The sequence below is a fragment of the Marinomonas pontica genome (assembly GCF_036322735.1).
In the GTDB taxonomy this organism is placed as follows: Bacteria; Pseudomonadota; Gammaproteobacteria; order Pseudomonadales; family Marinomonadaceae; genus Marinomonas; species Marinomonas pontica.
Genome location: NZ_AP027271.1, coordinates 406,934 through 425,006 on the forward strand (window position 1 = coordinate 406,934; position 18,073 = coordinate 425,006).

Sequence of the window (18,073 nt, forward strand, 5' to 3'; positions counted from 1 at the left end):
TATGCCTGATTTGACGCAGAATACTGAGCTATTCGAGCTGGCGAAAGAGGCGATGAATAAGGCGTACGTGCCTTATTCTCAGTTTCATGTTGGCGCGGCGATCTTAACGGCAAAAGGTCAGTTTTATTCCGGCTGTAACGTAGAAAATGCGGCTTACCCAGAAGGGACCTGTGCCGAAGCGGGAGCGATTGCTGCTATGGTGCTGGGTGGTGATACGCTGATAAAAGACATCTACGTTATTGGTAATGGCGATGGTTTAGTAACGCCTTGTGGTGGCTGCCGTCAGAAAATTCGTGAATTCTCTTCTGCGGACACCATGATACATATTTGCGGTGCAGAAGGCGTAAGAAAGTCACTTACTATGGATGAGTTATTGCCTTTCTCGTTTGGCCCAGAAAACCTTGAACAAGCGGGCTAGCGGTCAGTTCAGTTTATTGTTTAAAAACCACCTTCGGGTGGTTTTTTCGTTTAGGCTGTTTGGTTTCTCGAAAGCCAGCGCGCCAGCATTGGCCCCGCAATGAGCACCAACAAAAACCGAGCCACTTGCATGGCCATCACAAACGACACGTCTGCACTGGTGGAAGCCGCAATGATGGCAACTGAGTCTGCACCTCCTGGGCTGGTGGCGAGAAATGCCGTCAGCGGGTCAATTCCCGCAAACGTAATCAAGAGACCCGCAACGCCTGCGTTGATGGTAATCAGTGCGATAATGGCCCCCAGCACGTGTGGAAAAACGTGCCAAGCATGATGCAACACTTGTCGAGTGAAACGAAAGCCTATTCCCCAGCCAAGTACCGCGAAGCTCAAAGCTAAACACCAGCTTGGTAATACAATGGGCAACAGCCCCGTGAACTTGATTACCAAACCAACCGACAAAGACAGCAGCATGGGGCCACTTGGTAAGCGCAGCAATACTCCCGCCACACTGGCCAGCAGGATGATGCCAAGTGTGATGCTAAAACCAAGCCATGATGACACGCCAAGCCAATCTGTGGGCACAGCGGACACATCGTCAACGTGGAATAAGGTGGCTACAATAGTGGCTGCGACGGCACAACAGGCAACGCGTAAATATTGCATGAAGGCAACCAATCGCATGTCTGCACCATAAGATTCCGACATGATGGTCATGGCCGAAGCCGCCCCCGGCGATGACCCCCAAATAGCCGTCGTGCCCGGCAGCAAACCAGTTCGACTCAATAGCCACCCCAACAAACTGGACGCCAATATCGTAGACACCGTACCGATTAAAAATAACGGCCACTCTAACGATATTTTAGCAAATACGGTTAAGGGCAGGCTGTTGGCGATCATCATGCCCAGTATCCCCTGAGCAAAGAGAAAGAGCGGCTTTGGCAATGTCATACCAGCACCGCTTGTAGCGAGTAAAATGGCGGTGATCATAGGGCCAAGCAACAAGGCCGCAGGAATTCGAACGTATTCAAATACGCACACCAAAACAAATGAGACGCCAAGCAGCATCATTAAACGCCATGAGGTAGGCCAACGAGAAGGGGTTTTGCATAAAGACAAAAAAGGTGAGCGCATAGCAAAATCAGAGACAATCCATCGTTTAAAACGGGGCCATCATACCTGAAATCCATCATGTCGTGTCGGCACTGACGGTGATGTTAAGCATAGGTGCTCATGATATTAGGTAGAGACAGCAACATAACATTTATCAATATACGCCAAGAAACTGACAGGACGCTGACGCAGGTTTCGCTTGGTAGCGTTGGTTTTTTCTCGTTATCTGGTTACCATTAACCGCACTATTTTTTAATGCCTCAAGGAAAAGAAAAAAATGCGAGTAATGAGTATTTTATCTTGGGTGACGCTCTCTCTTGCGCTAACGGCTTGCGCCAGTGGCCCAATTAGCCGATCAGATGCGGTTGGGTTTGAAGAAAGTGGTGGTGCCAGTTATTACGCGATGAAATACCAAGGCCGTAAAACGGCGAGTGGCGAATTGTTTGATCAAAAAGCCATGACAGCTGCCCACAAACGTTTGCCTTTTGGTAGTAAAGTCAAAGTCACCAACATCGAGAATGGCAAAAGCGTTGTGGTACGAGTCAACGATCGAGGGCCCTTTGTTCGCGGTCGGATTATTGATCTGAGTAAATCCGCTTTCCAACGAATCGGAAACACTCGCGATGGTGTAATAGAAGTAGAGATTGAAGTGCTACGTTAGGAAGCACCTCGACACTTTTCGAGCAAGCTGGGGGTTAGCTTTATCGTGGCGATGACTTGGCCGAAATCGTCTGGATCCCGCTGTATGGTAAAGCCCAAATGACGACAGAATTCGATCATGCGTTTGTTTTCGGCTAGGACGATACCTTTCATTACTCGAATGCCTTTGTCGGCGGCGACCTGAAACAGTTGTCGCATTAGATAAGACGCCAAACCCAAGCCCTGAAACTCATCCCCTAATACCACCGCAAACTCACAACTTTGATCATCAAAATTGTCTATGTAACGCGCGGTGCCTACCAGCCGGTCTTGTCCTTCGCGGTTAATGACGGCAAGTAACGCCATTTCTCGGTCGTAGTCTATGTGCGACATGCTGGCGAGCATGCGCGGTGTCAGTTCTTCTATGTTAGAGATAAAGCGAAAGTAACGGGTTTCGTGGGACATGCTGCGCACAAAATCGGCCAATATGCTCGCATCTCTTGGTAAAACGGGTCTAACGGTGGCGGTTTCGCCATTTTTTAGGTCGCGCTCCGATACCCATTGTCTTGGGTAAGGGTGAATGGCGAGGTGTTCATAGCGGCGCCAACTTTTGCATAAACGAAGCTGAGCAGACACGTCCGCGTAAACGCTGCCGCTGTCGTGGAGTCGCACGTCTGCAAGGTCGAGACGTTCAATTTCGGGTAATTCACACACCATGGTAGATAAGTTACGCAGCAGGCTTTCTAGTTCGAATGACTCTTCACCGGGAAAAGCGCGCTGTATTAAATCTTTTGCCAGAATGGTGTTGAGCGGTGGCAAAGCAACGGCTTCCGCCTGTTTGTGTTGTTGAGCGCCTTCCAATGACAAACCAATGGCAGGGCCAAACACAGCGTCTTGAAAAACGCGCAGGTGAATCGGTGCAGACAATTGATTGGAAGCCTGACGGCGCGTGATTAAACGAATGTGAAACAGCTCAAAAATTTCCCGTAAGGCATCGGCGTTGGGCGTTTTTTGTTTGTCTTTGAACAGTTGGTTCAGGGCTTTTGTTGCCTCGGAAACGTCAATTTTGAAGCGGAAAGCGTGGCTGTCTGGGGATTGCTTGGCGAGCAATTGGTTGCGTTGAAATTGCACCAAAAACTGAAAACCTTCAATGGCGGTTTCTGGCGTTCTAAAAGTGGGAATGCCCGCTTCGTTGATGCGTGTGCGCATGTTGGTCATATTGCCACCGCCGAGTAAACACACCATGACGAGTTTTTTCTGCGTGCGATGCAGCTTGATGATGAGATCATACAGGGAATCAATATCAATCAATGCCGTAGGACTTAGCGTCAGCAGTACGGCACCGCAGTCGTCACTGTGTAACGCGTCGGCAGCAAGGTCGATAAACAGATCCGTCGCGCAACTTGCCCAAACCGTAGTCACTGGGCCTATGCCGCCACGACCTGCCATGGTGGTTTCCAGTTTGTCTCTGAGCTCGCCTTCTGGTGTGAGCAGATCAATCTCTAATTCCATGGCGCGTTGCGCGGCGAGTTCCCCCGGTCCTGCGCCATTGCCAATAATTAACAACGAGCCCTCTTTGACGCGACGGGCGTTGGTCATGACCGACGCGGCCGCGATTAAATCGTTTAAGCGACGGCCTCGTACTGCGCCGGTTCGGCTCAGAGCAGCGTCCAGCACTCGCTCGTCCGCACCGATCGAATGTTCTGTGACCACGGCCACGGGTTTGCTTCGTCCGGTTGCTCGTAAACTGCTGAGAAAGCGCGTCGGGCGGCCAATTTTTTGCAAATACATCAAAATCGCCTGACTCTCAAAGTCATTGGATAAATAGTCCAGTACTTGCGAAGGCATCACATCCACGGGAGTTCCCATCGAAACGACTTGTGAGAACCCAATGCCTTGCCATGTCGCCCAATCGACTAAGGCACTCGCGACCGTGCCGGATTGTGACATTAGAGCGAGTCGGCCAGTTAAAGGTTGTGTGAGGCCAAGCCAGGCATAAACGCCTTGTTTTGGGCGGCAAATGCCAAAGCTGTTCGGGCCAAGCAAACGCACATTGTGTTGACGTAATGCTTCAATCAGTGACTCTTGACTGTCTCCCGTCCAAGATAGCATCAGCAAAGAACCAATTCCCGCCGCTCCGCAACTCGCAATGATGTCTTCCATCGACTGATGACTGTGTGTGCCGACCAGCACCGCGATGTCTGGACTATGAGGTAATTCGGTTAAATGCGTGACGAGCGGAAAGGCAAACGGTTTGGCGGGTTGAACGCCCGACAAAAACACAGGGCAAGATTTCTGAGCGTCAGACAACGAGGTTAACAGTGCCAGCATAAGCGGGTTCTGTGCATCATCACCGGTCAACACCACCATCGATTTTGGCGCGAGTAGAGATTGTAATGCGTGTTGGCTCACCTGATCGTCTCCTGAAACTCACGTATATTTGAAGTCATAGCACTGTCTTAGGACTGTAGCACAGTTCTTTGCTGTGCGAATGGTAGACCATCGTAGGGTAGACTGTCCTTAGCGTGTGTGGCTTGATATCAAGCAATTAAACGTCAGAATAGACAACAATTAAAAACGTCAAAAATAGCAATCGTCAAAAATAACAATACTGGAATAAAGATGACCACGGCTTACATCACACACACCTATTGCGACAAACACAACATGGGGGAAGATCACCCAGAATCTCCTCTGCGCCTTGGTGCGATTCAAAACCGATTGATCATGGGGCAATTAATGGACTTTCTACGCCGTTTGGAAGCCGAGCCCGCGACGCGTGAGCAGCTGAATCAGACGCACTCAGCGGCGTATGTGGATGCCATGTTTGCCCGCGCGCCAAAAGAAGGGAGCATTGAATTAGAGCCTGAAACCATTATGATGCCGCACACCTTGGATGCGGCTTTGTATGCCGCAGGCTCTGTCGTACAAGCGGTTGATTTGGTGATGTCTGGTGAAATGGACAATGCGTTTTGCGCGATTCGACCACCTGGTCATCATGCGGAACAAGACAAAGCCATGGGTTTTTGTCTGTTCAATAATATCGCTGTGGGTACTCGTCACGCCATTAAACAGTTTGGCCTAGAGCGTGTGGCGATTGTGGATTTTGACGTTCATCATGGCAACGGCACAGAAGATATTTTCAAAACCGATCCTAGCGTACTGTACGCCTCCAGCTATCAGCACCCATTTTACCCTTACAGCGATCCGGGGGCTTCCCACGATAATATTCTTCATATGCCTCTGGAAGCAGGGTCTGGCAGTGACGCCTTCCAGGCCATTATTACCGAGCAACTCTTGCCTGCCTTGGACGCGTTCAAACCACAGCTTATTATGATTTCCGCAGGGTTTGACGCCCACAAAGAAGACCCTATGGGGCAACTAAGGCTGAGCGAATCGGACTTTACGTGGATCACCGATCTTTTGATGGACGTAGCGGATCGACATTGTGATGGAAAAATTGTCTCGGTCTTGGAAGGCGGCTACAACATAGACGCGCTCGGCCGCGCTGCGTTTTGTCATATCAAAAGTTTGATGAAGTTGTAGTTATAAAACAGAGCACTTTTCTTACCATTTCGCCTCTTATTCCTCTTGGAAAGTACGTCGAGTGTCCGTTGGTGGTTGGCCAAAGAAGCGGTGGTAGGTGCGGCTGAAGTGGGCGGCACTGACAAATCCACAGGCAACTGACACCTCAAAAATGCTGAGGTTTGACTGCTGAATGAGCTGACGTGCACGGGTTAAGCGGTATTCCATATAATAGCGGGCGGGCGTAACGCCGACGTTAATTTTGAACAATCTTTCTATTTGGCGACGGGAAATTCCCACTAGTTTGGTGAGTTCATCGATGCTTAATGGGTCCTCTATGTTACTTTCCATCAGCAAAATGGCGTCTTTTATACAGTCTGGCGTATGCGTGTCGGAGCGTAAAAATCGGTTTGCCGCTTTGTTGTCTGTTTTATGGATTCGGTCAGAACCGATGACTTCGGCAACGGCTTGGGAGCAATCCGCGCCATACGCACCTTTGATAAAGTGAAGCATCATGTCGAGCGCGGTGTTCGGCCCTGAGCAAGTAAACAACGAACCCTCCTCGGTAAAAGCAGACGTTGATAAATGTAACGCCGGAAAGCGCTCTTGCATGATGGCTTTATTGTCTTGATGAATAGAGATGCTCTCGCCAATTTTAATCTTGCTGTCGGCGATGTAAAAACTGCCGTTCCAAAGCCCCATAATAGTGGCACTAGATTGGGCGGCTTTGGCTATTTTTTTGTTCAGCGCAGGTTCGGGTTTGAGTGCGCTGCGAAACCCACCGCAAATAATAAGAACAGAGTCTTTGTCTGTTTCAATGTCTTCGATGTTGCCATCGGTTGTTAATTCGATCGAGATATCAGAGAGCGCTTTGTTGTCTTTCAGGCCGTATGTTTTGCATTCATAAATGGGCTGGCTGTGGACAAGATTCAATGTGATCAAGGTGTCTAAAGCGACGGAAAAGGAAGACATTGAAAAATGGTCCAGCAGCACGAAGCTTGCTCTTCTTATTGGTGCAGAAGTGTTTTTGGTCAGCGTGGAGTGAGAGAAAGCATGGTTTGAGCGTTTCAGATGGCTCTGAAACAAAGAGGCGTTTAGCTTCTCACTGACTTCCAACATTCTATTACCCTTTATGTTTGTTTGTGGACACAATATCCGATTTCAAATGCAAAATAAATGCCGTTATTCAAGCCGATATAGTGTTTATCTTGGCTGTGTTGGGGAATTAAGAGAGGACGTTTTTTGGGGAGGGAGGCAGAAGAGGAAAAAGAGCCGCGCATAATTCGCGACTCTTTTCGCATTCGATTATTGATCCCAATTCAATAGCACGGGCTGTTGTGCGTCATGGGCGAAGAAGTAACCTGCTTTCGGTGTAACGTATAAGGTTTGGCCTTTTTCGAAGCCGTTTTTATCGAATGCTTTGTGAGGCAGGTCGATTTCCCATACGTCGTTGCTGTGCCAATCAATCGGAGTCAGTTCTAGGCGAACTTCAGCACCAATTGGGTTGATGGCAATCACGCGCAGCGGCAAGTTGGCTTGCACCGTTGGTTCTCTTGAGACAAAGAATTCATGGGAGCGAATGTACAGTTGGCCGTCTTTCTGTTCTGCACCATTTGGCAGAACGATATTGGCTTGCAGATTTTGCCATTTGCCATTTTCTACTTTGCCATCAAAAACATTGGCGTTACCAAGAAAGTCGAACACAAATCGGCTGTTGGGTGAGGCATAAAGCGCACCGGGTTGGTCGATTTGCTCTATGTGGCCGTTGCTCATCACGACAACGCGATCAGACAGCTCCAAGGCTTCTTCTTGGTCATGGGTGACAAACACGCTGGTGAAGCCTAGTTCGTCGTGCAATCCGCGCAACCAGCGACGTAGCTCTTTACGAACCTTGGCATCTAAAGCACCAAAGGGTTCGTCTAGTAGCAAGACTTCAGGCTGAGTCGCCAAGGCACGTGCCAAAGCAATACGTTGTTTTTGACCGCCAGAAAGCTGGGATGGGAAACGGCTGGCAAGATGCTCAAGCTGCACCATTTCCAATAAATGCATCACGCGGTTTTTTATTTCAGTCGGGGTTGGGCGTTCTTTACGTGGTAAGACTTCTAAGCCAAAGGCGACGTTATCCGCCACTGTCATGTGGCGGAACAAGGCGTAGTTTTGGAACACAAATCCTACGCGACGATCTCGCACATGTAAGTTGGTTACGTCTCTGTCACCAAACTGAATGCGGCCAGTGTCTGCGCCTTCTAATCCAGCAATAATACGCAATAACGTGGTTTTTCCAGAACCGGATGGTCCAAGCAAGCCAATCATTTCGCCTTCGTGGATGTCCAATGACAACGGTGACAAGGCTTGAAAATGCCCAAAGTGTTTGGAAATGTTTTCAATCAAAATGCTCATTGTGTCACCTGTCTTTCTTTTTCAGCTTCAATTTTTAAACTACGTTCCTGACGCCATTCAATAAAGGCTTTCAGCAATAAGGTAAGTAGGGCAATCATTGCCAAAAGCGAGGCGCTGGCAAACGCGGCAGCGGCTTGATAATCCTCATACTGGGCTTGTACCTGTAATGGCAGCGTGTTGGTTTCACCGCGAATATTGCCGGACACCACAGACACAGCGCCGAATTCCCCAACCGCACGCGCGTTGGTCAGGATCACGCCATAAATCAGCGCCCATTTAATATTCGGTAACGTCACTCGGCGGAATAATTGCCAGCCAGAAGCGCCCAGAATTACCGCCGCTTCTTCGTCTTCTCGACCTTGTTGTTGCATCAGCGGGATCAATTCACGAGCCACAAATGGACAAGTCACAAACACGGTGACCATGACAATGCCCGGCCAAGCGAACATCAATTGGATGTCTTGATCATAAAGCCAAGAGCCAATCCAACCGTTATTGCCGTACAACAATAGATAAAGTAGACCAGCTACCACGGGCGACACGGCGAAGGGAATATCCATCAGGGTCATCAAGAGTTTGCGACCAGGGAATTCAAAGCGGGTTACGGCCCATGCCAGCATCACACCGAATACCAAGTTGATAGGCACGGTTAACGCTGCAACGACTAGAGTCAAACCAATGGCGTGCAAGGTATCAGCTTCAATCAAACTGTTGAAGTAGTGCGCTGCGCCTTCCACAAAGGCTTGTTGGAAGATGGCAATCAGCGGCACGACTAACAAAATCGCGGTCAAAAACAGCGTGAGACCAATGAGTAACCATTTCACCAATGGGCTGTCGCCGACTCGAAGTTGGTTTGATGAGTGTTTAGACGATGACATATAAGCTTCCTAACTGCGTCCGTGAAGACGACGTAAATAACGTGCCTGCCAAATGTTAATGGCGAACAAGAGGACGAGCGACGCCATCAACACGACCGAGGCAATGGCGCTGGCGGCAGGAAAATCGAACTCTTGTAAGCTAACGAAGATCATCAAAGACGTAATCTCGCTGACGTAAGGCATGTTGCCTGCGATAAAAATCACCGCGCCAAATTCGCCTAAGCTACGAGTGAAAGACAAGGCAATGCCCGTCATCAAAGCTGGCCATAAGGCGGGGAAAATAACCCGACGAAATACCGACCAATCGGACGCGCCCAGCGTCATTCCTGCTTCTTCCTCTTCTGGTGACAGTTCTTCCAAAACGGGCTGTACCGTTCGAACCACGAAGGGAATACTGGTAAACGCCATGGCAAGTACAATGCCCCAAGGTGTGTAAGCCACTTTTAGCCCTAGGCTTTCAAGGATGTCACCATACCAACCGTTTTGAGCGTACAAAGTCGCCAAGGTGATACCTGCCACCGCTGTTGGCAACGCAAAAGGCAAATCGACTAAGGCATCTAAAATACGGCGTCCGGGGAAGTCGTATCGCACCAACACCCAAGCGAGTAGAAGGCCAAAAAAACCATTGAAAACAGAAGCAATTAACGCCGCCCACAGCGTCACCTTGTAACTGGCAACCACGCGTTCGTCACTGATGACTTGCCAATATCTGTCCCAGCCCATATCGACCGATTGCATCACCAGTCCGCTCATGGGGAGTAATAGAATCAAGCTGATAAACAGCAGAGACGTGCCCAAACTCAAACTGAGTCCGGGCAAAACTCGCTTATGGCGAGGCCGTGTTTCGGTCGCGCTTAGATGTGTTGCCATGTTTTTGCCTATGGTGTTCTTAATAATTAAACGCGCTGTTCAGAGACAGAAAAGCCGAACACGCGTGCGTATCCGGCTAGTGTTTCTCTATGTGATATTAGCGGCGCTGAAGTTGGTCTAGTTTACCACCATTTGCGAATAATTCTTTAGTTGCTTGTGGCCAGCCACCTGCAATGTTTTCGACGGTTAGCAAGTTAACTTCTGGGAACTTGTCAGCAAATTCGGCTTTCACTACGTCGTTATGCACGCGGTAGTTGAAACCCGCCAATAGACGCTGAGATTCCTCGCTGTACAAGTAGCTTAGGTATTCACGAGACACGGCTTCGGTGCCATTTTTCTTCGCATTTTTTTCCACTACAGCGACTGGGAATTCCGCCAAGATAGAGGTTTTTGGTACAACCACTTCGTACTTGTCTGCACCGTATTGGTTACGAATGTTGTTTACTTCGGATTCGAAGGTGATCAACACATCACCAATGCCACGCTCAACGAAAGTCGTTGTTGCGCCACGGCCGCCGGTATCAAACACAGACACGTTTTTCAGGAAAGTACCTAGAAAATCGTCGACTTTCGCTTCGTTGTCTTTACCAAAAGTATTTTGTGCATAACCGTAAGCGGCTAAGAACGTGTAACGGCCATTGCCAGAGGTTTTTGGATTTGGGAACACCAATGCCACATCGTTACCGGCTAGATCGCCCCAACTTTTGATGTTTTTCGGATTGCCTTTACGAACTAGGAAAGCAATCGTTGAATAATAAGGCGAGCTGGCATTTGGGAATTCATTTTTCCAATCGGCTGGAATCATACGGCCTTTGTCATGCAGAACTTGAACGTCAGTAACTTGGTTAAAAGTAACGACGTCTGCTGACAAGCCATTCATGATGGCATTGGCTTGTTTTGAAGAACCTGCGTGAGACTGTTTTATCTCGATGGTTTTGCCGGTTGTTTCTAGCCAATGTTTTTCAAACGTTGGGTTGTAAGTCGCAAACAGCTCACGAGCAATGTCATAAGACGTGTTAAGAATGGTTTGATCCGCAGCCGACGCTTGAACGGCGCCGCTCAATAACAATGTACCAATAATAGATTTTAAAAAGCGTGGTTTAGTTTTCATGGAATCCTCATCTGGGAAGCAATAAGTTAGATTGCTCACGAGATTACTTAAAAGATTTAGTTATTACAATCGGTAAAAATAAACTTTTTTGGAATAACTATAGTGCGATATTTCGCCAAATCAGGCCTCGATTTTGGCAATCAGCGTGTGCAGCCACGTCATGAAAACCACTAAGCGTTTTGGCGGCAAGCGACGAGAGGGATAGAGTAATGACACCGGCATAGGGGCGGCTTCGTATTCGGGTAATATTGCCATAAGTTGGCCCTGTTGGATGAAGCTTTCCACGCCAATGACTGGGATTTGTGCGATGCCTAAACCGGACAGACAAGCCTTTAAATACGCGTCCGTACCATTCACCGCTAGGCTGCTCGGCATAGACAGTTGCTTCACTTTACCATCTTCTGTGTATTCAAACTGAGCGTCAATATTGCCCAGTGTGTGTGAATACTCTATCAGCTTGTGGTGCACTAATTCTGGCAGTGTTTGTGGTATGCCAAATTTTTCGGCATAGCTTGGTGACACACAATTGACGCTACGATATTGAGTAAGAGGGCGAGCAATGAGGCTGCTGTCATTCAAATCACCCACCCGAACCACACAATCAATACCTTGTTTTACTGGGTCGACACGATAATCGGCGCTGCTGATCTTTAATTGAATATTGGGGTAAGTTTGCAAAAAATCCGCCAGATGAGGAATCACCACGGTGCTAGCAAATCGGCTGGGCATATCGATTCTGAGCACGCCTCGAATGTCGTCTGGTTCGCGTTGAAACTGACTGTCTAGGGCATCCATTTCAGCCAGTATGGCTTGGCATTGAGGGAAATAGGTCTCGCCGTCCTGAGTCAATGTCACGCTGCGAGTACTGCGATGAAACAGCCTAATCCCCAAATTTTTTTCAAGACTTTGGACAGAGTGGGAAACGCTCGATTTGGGCAAACCAAGGGCGTCAGCGGCTTTGGTAAAACTACCCGATTGCGCCACCAAAACAAATCGTTGCATTGCCTCAAATTTATCCATTATCGATTCCATTGTTTGTTTAATCCGAACAATGTTATCAGTTTTGGTGCGTTTATCTAGATTAATAAACGCTCTATTCTGCGTCTGTGTTTCGGGAATCGAACAAATAAACAATCGAGTAAACAACGACTAATTAATGAGGACGAGAGCATGACAACATTAGCGATCATCACTGGCGCAAGCAGAGGGCTAGGTAAGAGCAGTGCATTAGCATTGGCGGACAAAGGCGTTGATGTGCTGTTTACCTACCACCAAAATAAAGCGGCGGCTGACGAGGTGGTTAAGAGCATTCAGCAAAAAGGCCAAAAAGCCTTTGATGTTCAGCTAGACACACGAGATGTGGCGGCATTTGACAACTTTAGCGGTCAATTGTCCGCCATTCTAGAACGCGAATTTGGCCGTTCAGATGTGGATTATTTGCTCAATAATGCTGGAACGGGATTGCATAATAGCCTAGAAAACACCACCTACGATGAGTTAGAGGACATGTTGGCGATTCATGTGAAAGGTCCGTTCTTTTTAACGCAGGCGTTATTGCCTTACATCAAGAATGGCGGTCATATATTGAATGTTTCTTCTGGTTTGGCGCGCTTTAGTTTGCCAGGTTCCGGTGCCTATGCCATGGCCAAAGGTGCTGTTGAAGTGATGACGCGTTATATGGCAAAAGAGTTTGCAAGCCGCCAGATCCGTGTGAATACATTGGCACCGGGGGCCATTGCGACGGATTTTCGTGATGGTAATGTGCGTGATAACCCACAGATGAACCAAATGGTGGCCTCCATCACTGCGCTTGGACGCGTTGGTGAGGCCGAAGACATTGGTAACGCGGTGGCTATGTTGCTGAGTGAAAACAGCGGTTGGATTACGGGGCAACGCATTGAAGCATCTGGCGGTATGTTTCTTTAATCGATCTTTGTCACGTCATGCTAAGCCCTCTTGCTGAGGGCTTTCATCTTTTTATTCCCTCTTTGCGGCAATCTTTTCGTTTTGTGTTTACTGAATCATTACATTTAAGCGCTGGTGACGCCTCGCGTGTGTGAGTCATAATACGCACCAAAATTGATTTGATAATTGTTATCACGTTTATTCTTGGAGAGATCATGCTTCTTTCAATGCTGTCGAAAGGCGTTGTCGCTGAAATTCATTCTATTTCGCATCCTCAAGAAGACATGCAGCGTCAGCTGTTGGCGCTGGGATTTGACCCTGGTGAAACGGTTCAGTTGATGACAAGAGCGCCGTTTGGCCATGCTTTACAAGTCAAGGTCGGCGCGACCTTGGTCGCCATTCATAGTGATGACGCCAGCCATATTCTGTTGCGTGACTAGTGTTTCCCGTTGTTGTTCCTTTAATTAAGAGACCGTAAACCGCATGTCTTTTCACATTACCCTAGTCGGAAACCCGAACACTGGGAAAACGACACTATTTAATAAGCTGGCAGGGACGCGGCAAAAAGTTGGCAATTGGGCCGGCGTTACAGTGGATTGTAAGACTGGTTTTTTCACGAGCGCCGATGAGCGCGTTGATATGACGGATTTGCCGGGCATTTACAGTCTGAACAACCAGACTGGCGGTATGGACGAAGTCATCGCACGACGCTTTCTGAATGACAGCGATTACGATGTCATTGTGAATGTGGTGGATGCCAGCAATTTAAAGCGCAATTTAAAACTCACTCAGGAATTGATCGCGCTTGGTCGGCCAATGGTGATTGTGCTGACCATGACCGATTTGGCTCGTAAGTTAAATGTGATGCCAGACATTGAGCGCCTTTCGAAGAACATCGGTGTGCCTGTGGTGGATGGTTATCAGTTGTCAGTGAGCGACCTACAAGCTCGCCTCTTATCCTGCTTTCATGCATTACCGACAGTCCTACAAAATATTCTGCAGAAAGACGCCGCGCCGCCGAGCCATGTTCCCAGTGTGGGGATCTGGATGTCCAATGTGGTGGAAGGCCGTGCCCATGCGAAGAACTTTACCGACAAAATAGACCAAGTTGTGCTGCATCCTTGGTTGGGGATCCCGATTTTTTTATTGGCTATGTATGTCATGTTTGCGGTAGCGATTGGTGTGGGGACGTTGTTTATTGACCCGATTGATTCGCTGGCGGGTTATTGGTTTGTCAGTTTGCCAAGTTATTGGATGACACAGTGGGGAATTCCTCATTGGGTGATTGTGGTGTTGGCGAATGGCTTAGGCGGCGGTGTGCAGTTGGTGGCAAGTTTCATTCCTGTTATCGGCTTTTTGTATATCTGCCTGAGCATATTAGAAGACAGTGGTTACATGGCGCGGGCGGCGTTTATTGTTGATCGTATTATGTCGTCGATTGGTTTGCCGGGTCAGGCGTTTATTCCATTGTTGTTGGGTTTTGGTTGCAACGTGCCATCCATTATGGCGACACGAAGTCTGATCAATGTGAAACAGCGTATGCTGACGATGGCGATGGCGCCGTTTATGTCCTGCGGTGCGCGTTTGGCTGTATACGTTATGTTTGTTTCGGTCTTTTTCCGTGAAAACGGTGGCATTTTGGTGTTTGGTCTGTACTTGCTGGGCATCGTGATGGCGGTAGGGACTGCGTGGATTTTTAGGAAGCAACTGTTTCGAAATGCGCGAGTCAGTGTGCTTATGGAAATGCCGCATTATCACCGCCCACGTTGGAACAACATCGGTTTGTCTAGCTGGCATAAAGTGCGTGGCTTCATTCTGCGTGCAGGGAAAACGATTGTTTTGGTGTCGGCTATTTTAACCATCTTGAATTCGGTTCCCTCATGGCGTGCCAGCGATGAGGGTGGCAAGCCCTCTGCGTTAGCCGAGATCGGCCAAGTGATCACGCCGGTGTTTTCACCCATTGGTATGGGGGAAAACAATTGGCCTGCAGCCGTGGGCGTATTTACGGGCATTTTGGCGAAAGAGGCGGTGGTTGGCACCATGGATGCGTTGTATTCCAATGCCGTCAGCACGGTCTCTGCGGTTGAATATGAATCGCCCATCAGCAACGCCATAGGAGTGGTGACTTTATTGGGTTCAAACCTGGCGGGCATTGTGTCTACCTTGACTGACCCTTTAGGATTAACCAGTGTGAGCGACGCAAAAAGCCAAGAGATGACGGCGGGGCATCGCAATATGGTGTCTTTGTTTGAAGGTTGGAAAGGCGCGTTTTCTTATTTGGTATTTGTGTTGCTTTATACGCCTTGCGCGGCGACCATTGGCGCTTTGATGAAAGAGGGCGGACTGCTGTGGACCAGTGTGGTTGTGGCATGGAGCACGTCAGTTGCTTACGTGACCGCCGTGATAAGCTTTCAGTTATTGACCTTTGGTGAGAATCCATTAAACGCGATGATGACCATTGGCATTGCTAGCCTTTGGCTGATTTTGTTTATTATTGGCTTGAAAATTTGGGTCAAACCAAGAGTAGAAAGCCACATTATCGCGGTTGGCTAATGAGACCAAAGAAGGCGGTGTTTACACGCTGCCTTCTTTTTCAATCACCAAAATGCGTGCTTCTCCAATGGGATGCGCAACATGTTCTGTTCCGACCGCTGCGAAGAAAATATCACCCACTGACATCAATTGAACACGTTCTTTCCCATCGACTCGATAATGCATATTTACCACGCCGTCTAACACCACAAACACCTCTTCACCGTCGTTAATGTGCCATTTATACGGCTGATCCGTCCAATGCAAACGCGTCGTCACACCGTTCATATTGGCAATATTCAACGCGCCCCAAGCACGGTCGGCGGTGAAGTCTTTGGCTTTGATGAATGTCATAAAAATACCTTTGTGATGTTGTTACAATAGCAGATAACTCAATGGATGGATCAACATACAATCTAATAACTTTTTCGCCAAGAAGAGCACAACGAAAACGTCACTCTGACGGTGAAAAAGGTGTTTTGATCGTAGCTTGACAGGCTTATGGACTACATTGATTTACGATTTTTTTGATCCAAATTGCCACTTAATGCGTAAGATCTAATACAGCATTTTATAAAATAATGCTGACAATTTTCATCACTCAATCACTTCCGTTTCGTCTAATCGAAAAACCAATTGAAAGGCTAATAATGTCGACCTCCCCAGAAAAAGTGTTAAAAAATGATGTGTTTATTTACCGGTTTCTACTACTGCAGATCTTAATATTGCTAGTGAGCGGTATGGTGGGAGAAGGGTTGCTCTCGTTTACCTCAATCAGTGCAGGCGTGTTATTTATTGCGATACAGGCGTCTTACAGCCTGTTCAAAGGCAGCGCCGTCTTTTCTGTACTTGCTGGTATTTTGATGATGCTGTTCTCATCAGCACTCATCCAGAGTCAGCTGGGCATGATTGAAATGCACTTTCATATATTTGCGTCCATCGTCGTGTTTCTAATCTATCAGGATTGGAAACCCATCATTGCTGCCTTGTTAACCACCGCGGTATATCACGTTGGTTTTATGTACCTTCAAATGCAAGGCGCACAGATCGGCGATATGCCCATCATGGCATTTGAGGGGCACCACACTATGTGGATAATGATCGTGCATTGTATTTTTGCGATCTGTCAGTCCGGTCTGTTGATCTACATGGCGTCGCTGATGAAGGGCGAGTCCAGCTCAAACCAAAACATAGCCAGCGCGATAGAAAGTGTCTCAAAAGACAACGATCTGTCCATACGACTTGACAATCCTAAGTCGAATGCAGAGCAGTCTTTTAACCAGTTATTGGATAAATTGGCGAACATATTCACCGATTACCAAAATATTGCCAACAAACTGGTTTCCAGCAGTCAGCAAATTCACACCATTAGCGAAGAAGTGACTGGTCGTGTAGTGCATGGCAATACGTTGGCTAAAAGTGCGTCTGAATTGACCTTTGATGTTTCTCAATCTATGCAATCTATTACTCAGCGCAGCGGCGAATCGGCAAACTTGGTAACGGATTTGGAAAAGGGTATTCTGAGTGACAGCCATCAAACATTGGAAGTGATGGAAGACATGCAACTCTTGTCTAAAAATACATTAACGGCGTCGGAATCACTTAACTCTCTTACTGCTGATGTGGAGTCGATTACGACGTTGCTCAGTTCAATCAGAAGTATTTCTGAACAGACCAACTTACTGGCGCTAAACGCCGCTATCGAAGCCGCCAGAGCAGGCGAAACGGGGCGCGGCTTTGCCGTCGTCGCCGACGAAGTCAGAACATTGGCACAAAGATCCAGTGAATCCACCGATGAAATCGAAAAAGTGCTCGCTAATTTGAATACCAGTGTGAAACTGACGGTCAGCTCAATGGAATCGAGCAAACAGAGAACATCGATCAGCGTAGAACACGCACAGACTATCTCGAACGCCCTTGTCGAAAGATCAAAAGCCGTAGGGAATGTCGCAATAGCCAGTAAAACCATTGCGGCAGAATCCATAGAGCAAGAAAAAGTGATCACCTTGATCAACAGCAAAATCAATGAAAATGAACAATCCATTAAAATGCTGTCGAATTTAATGTCGAACCTGCAACAAAGCAGCGAAGAAATCGCATCGATCTCCAAGAACTACGAAGCCAGCGCGTACTTGTTTAAAACCAAGTAATGCCAGAATAGTTGTAAGTGTCATAAATACAAAAAGCACCGCCAGACGGTGTTTTTTGTGAAAAACACGAGAGCAACTTTAATGGACTGACAGCTCTTGATAAAAATTTGGATTGTCTTGAATGGTTGCCAGCACTTTGGCCGCCAAACCTGTTGGGTTACGGCGTCGGCTTTCCCAGCTTTTAATTGTATCCACACTAGTACCAAGCGCTTTCGCAAATTCCGCCTGAGAGACTTGCAGGCTATCGCGAATAGACTTTACATCAGCGATCTCAAAGCGAGTAATACGAGAGGCTGCTTTACGACCTTGGTGGATTTCTACTGCTTCTTCTAAAGAAGATTTTAATTCTTTGAAAAGGGTCATGGTGTCTCTCTAAGTAAATTTATTTGGTGTACATAGTACTCTTTTGTTTCTGTTTTCAAAGTCTGAAATTAGATAAGTAGATTTTGCTTGGCTAAAAAGGCCAGTATGAATTGCCTGAACGCGCTATTAGGCGCTACTCTTGTCCCACTTTCATTTATTCACAAGGACGTAAC

Annotated in this window: 17 protein-coding genes; 7 read left to right on the plus strand and 10 right to left on the minus strand. The window is 47.8% G+C overall.

Translation table 11 applies throughout. The features are described 5' to 3' along the window. The first annotated feature begins 1 nt into the window (after position 1). Positions 2 to 418 carry a cytidine deaminase gene (gene cdd / locus AABA11_RS01945; protein ID WP_338264931.1) on the plus strand — a complete coding sequence of 139 codons (417 nt, stop codon included), beginning with the start codon at positions 2 to 4 and terminating at the stop codon, positions 416 to 418. Positions 419 to 468: 50 nt separating this feature from the next. Here the strand turns inward: cdd and AABA11_RS01950 are convergent, their stop codons facing one another. Beyond that, entirely contained in the window at positions 469 to 1,548 is a 1,080-nt protein-coding gene (locus tag AABA11_RS01950) for an AbrB family transcriptional regulator (protein WP_338264932.1), read from the minus strand. 256 nt (positions 1,549 to 1,804) lie between these two features. Here AABA11_RS01950 and AABA11_RS01955 point away from each other — a divergent pair, with 256 nt between their 5' ends. Continuing rightward, positions 1,805 to 2,188 (plus strand): septal ring lytic transglycosylase RlpA family protein, encoded by a 384-nt coding sequence (locus AABA11_RS01955; protein ID WP_338264933.1) that lies wholly within the window; start codon positions 1,805 to 1,807, stop codon positions 2,186 to 2,188. On the opposite strand, the gene AABA11_RS01960 is transcribed toward AABA11_RS01955, so the two are convergent. Then, a complete protein-coding gene (locus AABA11_RS01960) occupies positions 2,185 to 4,578 on the minus strand; it encodes a bifunctional acetate--CoA ligase family protein/GNAT family N-acetyltransferase (protein ID WP_338264935.1) in 2,394 nt (797 codons plus the stop codon). The two genes, AABA11_RS01955 and AABA11_RS01960, sit on opposite strands and share 4 nt — an antisense overlap. Positions 4,579 to 4,788: 210 nt before the next feature. Between AABA11_RS01960 and AABA11_RS01965 the strand changes: the two genes are divergently transcribed. Next, the gene (locus AABA11_RS01965) at positions 4,789 to 5,712 is read left to right on the plus strand and encodes a histone deacetylase family protein (RefSeq protein ID WP_338264937.1); all 924 of its coding nucleotides are present in this window, start codon (positions 4,789 to 4,791) and stop codon (positions 5,710 to 5,712) included. 36 nt (positions 5,713 to 5,748) lie between these two features. Here AABA11_RS01965 and AABA11_RS01970 read toward each other — a convergent pair whose 3' ends face one another. From AABA11_RS01970 to AABA11_RS01995, 6 genes are all read right to left on the minus strand, one after another. Further along, a complete protein-coding gene (locus AABA11_RS01970) occupies positions 5,749 to 6,810 on the minus strand; it encodes a GlxA family transcriptional regulator (RefSeq protein ID WP_265727445.1) in 1,062 nt (353 codons plus the stop codon). 186 nt (positions 6,811 to 6,996) lie between these two features. After that, a complete protein-coding gene (locus tag AABA11_RS01975; RefSeq protein WP_265727446.1) occupies positions 6,997 to 8,091 on the minus strand; it encodes a sulfate/molybdate ABC transporter ATP-binding protein in 1,095 nt (364 codons plus the stop codon). Next, positions 8,088 to 8,969 (minus strand): sulfate ABC transporter permease subunit CysW, encoded by an 882-nt coding sequence (cysW, locus tag AABA11_RS01980; RefSeq protein ID WP_265727447.1) that lies wholly within the window; start codon positions 8,967 to 8,969, stop codon positions 8,088 to 8,090. Before cysW ends, AABA11_RS01975 begins: the two co-directional genes overlap by 4 nt. Positions 8,970 to 8,978: 9 nt before the next feature. Beyond that, positions 8,979 to 9,839 (minus strand): sulfate/thiosulfate ABC transporter permease CysT, encoded by an 861-nt coding sequence (gene cysT / locus AABA11_RS01985; RefSeq protein ID WP_338264938.1) that lies wholly within the window; start codon positions 9,837 to 9,839, stop codon positions 8,979 to 8,981. A gap of 97 nt (positions 9,840 to 9,936) precedes the next feature. Continuing rightward, a complete protein-coding gene (gene cysP / locus AABA11_RS01990) occupies positions 9,937 to 10,950 on the minus strand; it encodes a thiosulfate ABC transporter substrate-binding protein CysP (RefSeq protein WP_265727448.1) in 1,014 nt (337 codons plus the stop codon). Positions 10,951 to 11,070: 120 nt separating this feature from the next. Further along, positions 11,071 to 11,970, minus strand: a complete 900-nt coding sequence (locus AABA11_RS01995; protein WP_265727449.1) for a LysR family transcriptional regulator — start codon at positions 11,968 to 11,970, stop codon at positions 11,071 to 11,073. A 150-nt stretch (positions 11,971 to 12,120) separates the two neighbouring features. Between AABA11_RS01995 and AABA11_RS02000 the strand changes: the two genes are divergently transcribed. From AABA11_RS02000 to feoB, 3 genes are all read left to right on the plus strand, one after another. Next, complete coding sequence (locus AABA11_RS02000) at positions 12,121 to 12,876, plus strand: SDR family NAD(P)-dependent oxidoreductase (protein ID WP_338264944.1); 756 nt, start codon at positions 12,121 to 12,123, stop codon at positions 12,874 to 12,876. 194 nt (positions 12,877 to 13,070) lie between these two features. Continuing rightward, positions 13,071 to 13,295 (plus strand): FeoA family protein, encoded by a 225-nt coding sequence (locus AABA11_RS02005; RefSeq protein ID WP_265727451.1) that lies wholly within the window; start codon positions 13,071 to 13,073, stop codon positions 13,293 to 13,295. 43 nt (positions 13,296 to 13,338) lie between these two features. Next, positions 13,339 to 15,408, plus strand: coding sequence for a ferrous iron transport protein B (gene feoB, locus AABA11_RS02010; protein ID WP_265727452.1), 2,070 nt, complete (start codon positions 13,339 to 13,341; stop codon positions 15,406 to 15,408). Between the two features lie 21 nt (positions 15,409 to 15,429). Here the strand turns inward: feoB and AABA11_RS02015 are convergent, their stop codons facing one another. Next, positions 15,430 to 15,741: a cupin domain-containing protein gene (locus AABA11_RS02015; protein ID WP_265727453.1), complete on the minus strand. Its 312-nt coding sequence runs from the start codon at positions 15,739 to 15,741 to the stop codon at positions 15,430 to 15,432. A 296-nt stretch (positions 15,742 to 16,037) separates the two neighbouring features. Between AABA11_RS02015 and AABA11_RS02020 the strand changes: the two genes are divergently transcribed. Beyond that, positions 16,038 to 17,537, plus strand: a complete 1,500-nt coding sequence (locus AABA11_RS02020) for a methyl-accepting chemotaxis protein (RefSeq protein WP_338264947.1) — start codon at positions 16,038 to 16,040, stop codon at positions 17,535 to 17,537. 78 nt (positions 17,538 to 17,615) lie between these two features. Here the strand turns inward: AABA11_RS02020 and nadS are convergent, their stop codons facing one another. Beyond that, positions 17,616 to 17,900: a NadS family protein gene (gene nadS / locus AABA11_RS02025; RefSeq protein ID WP_338264950.1), complete on the minus strand. Its 285-nt coding sequence runs from the start codon at positions 17,898 to 17,900 to the stop codon at positions 17,616 to 17,618. Positions 17,901 to 18,073 lie beyond the last annotated feature (173 nt).

Coding starts and splice junctions, on each gene's coding strand:
- feoB (WP_265727452.1), top strand. CDS start 13,339: ATGTCTTTTCACATTACCCTAGTCGGAAACCCGAACACTGGGAAAACG.
- cysP (WP_265727448.1), bottom strand. CDS start 10,950: ATGAAAACTAAACCACGCTTTTTAAAATCTATTATTGGTACATTGTTA.
- AABA11_RS02015 (WP_265727453.1), bottom strand. CDS start 15,741: ATGACATTCATCAAAGCCAAAGACTTCACCGCCGACCGTGCTTGGGGC.
- cysT (WP_338264938.1), bottom strand. CDS start 9,839: ATGGCAACACATCTAAGCGCGACCGAAACACGGCCTCGCCATAAGCGA.
- AABA11_RS01975 (WP_265727446.1), bottom strand. CDS start 8,091: ATGAGCATTTTGATTGAAAACATTTCCAAACACTTTGGGCATTTTCAA.
- AABA11_RS02020 (WP_338264947.1), top strand. CDS start 16,038: ATGTCGACCTCCCCAGAAAAAGTGTTAAAAAATGATGTGTTTATTTAC.
- AABA11_RS02000 (WP_338264944.1), top strand. CDS start 12,121: ATGACAACATTAGCGATCATCACTGGCGCAAGCAGAGGGCTAGGTAAG.
- AABA11_RS01970 (WP_265727445.1), bottom strand. CDS start 6,810: ATGTTGGAAGTCAGTGAGAAGCTAAACGCCTCTTTGTTTCAGAGCCAT.
- cysW (WP_265727447.1), bottom strand. CDS start 8,969: ATGTCATCGTCTAAACACTCATCAAACCAACTTCGAGTCGGCGACAGC.
- AABA11_RS02005 (WP_265727451.1), top strand. CDS start 13,071: ATGCTTCTTTCAATGCTGTCGAAAGGCGTTGTCGCTGAAATTCATTCT.
- nadS (WP_338264950.1), bottom strand. CDS start 17,900: ATGACCCTTTTCAAAGAATTAAAATCTTCTTTAGAAGAAGCAGTAGAA.
- cdd (WP_338264931.1), top strand. CDS start 2: ATGCCTGATTTGACGCAGAATACTGAGCTATTCGAGCTGGCGAAAGAG.
- AABA11_RS01965 (WP_338264937.1), top strand. CDS start 4,789: ATGACCACGGCTTACATCACACACACCTATTGCGACAAACACAACATG.
- AABA11_RS01950 (WP_338264932.1), bottom strand. CDS start 1,548: ATGCGCTCACCTTTTTTGTCTTTATGCAAAACCCCTTCTCGTTGGCCT.
- AABA11_RS01955 (WP_338264933.1), top strand. CDS start 1,805: ATGCGAGTAATGAGTATTTTATCTTGGGTGACGCTCTCTCTTGCGCTA.
- AABA11_RS01995 (WP_265727449.1), bottom strand. CDS start 11,970: ATGGATAAATTTGAGGCAATGCAACGATTTGTTTTGGTGGCGCAATCG.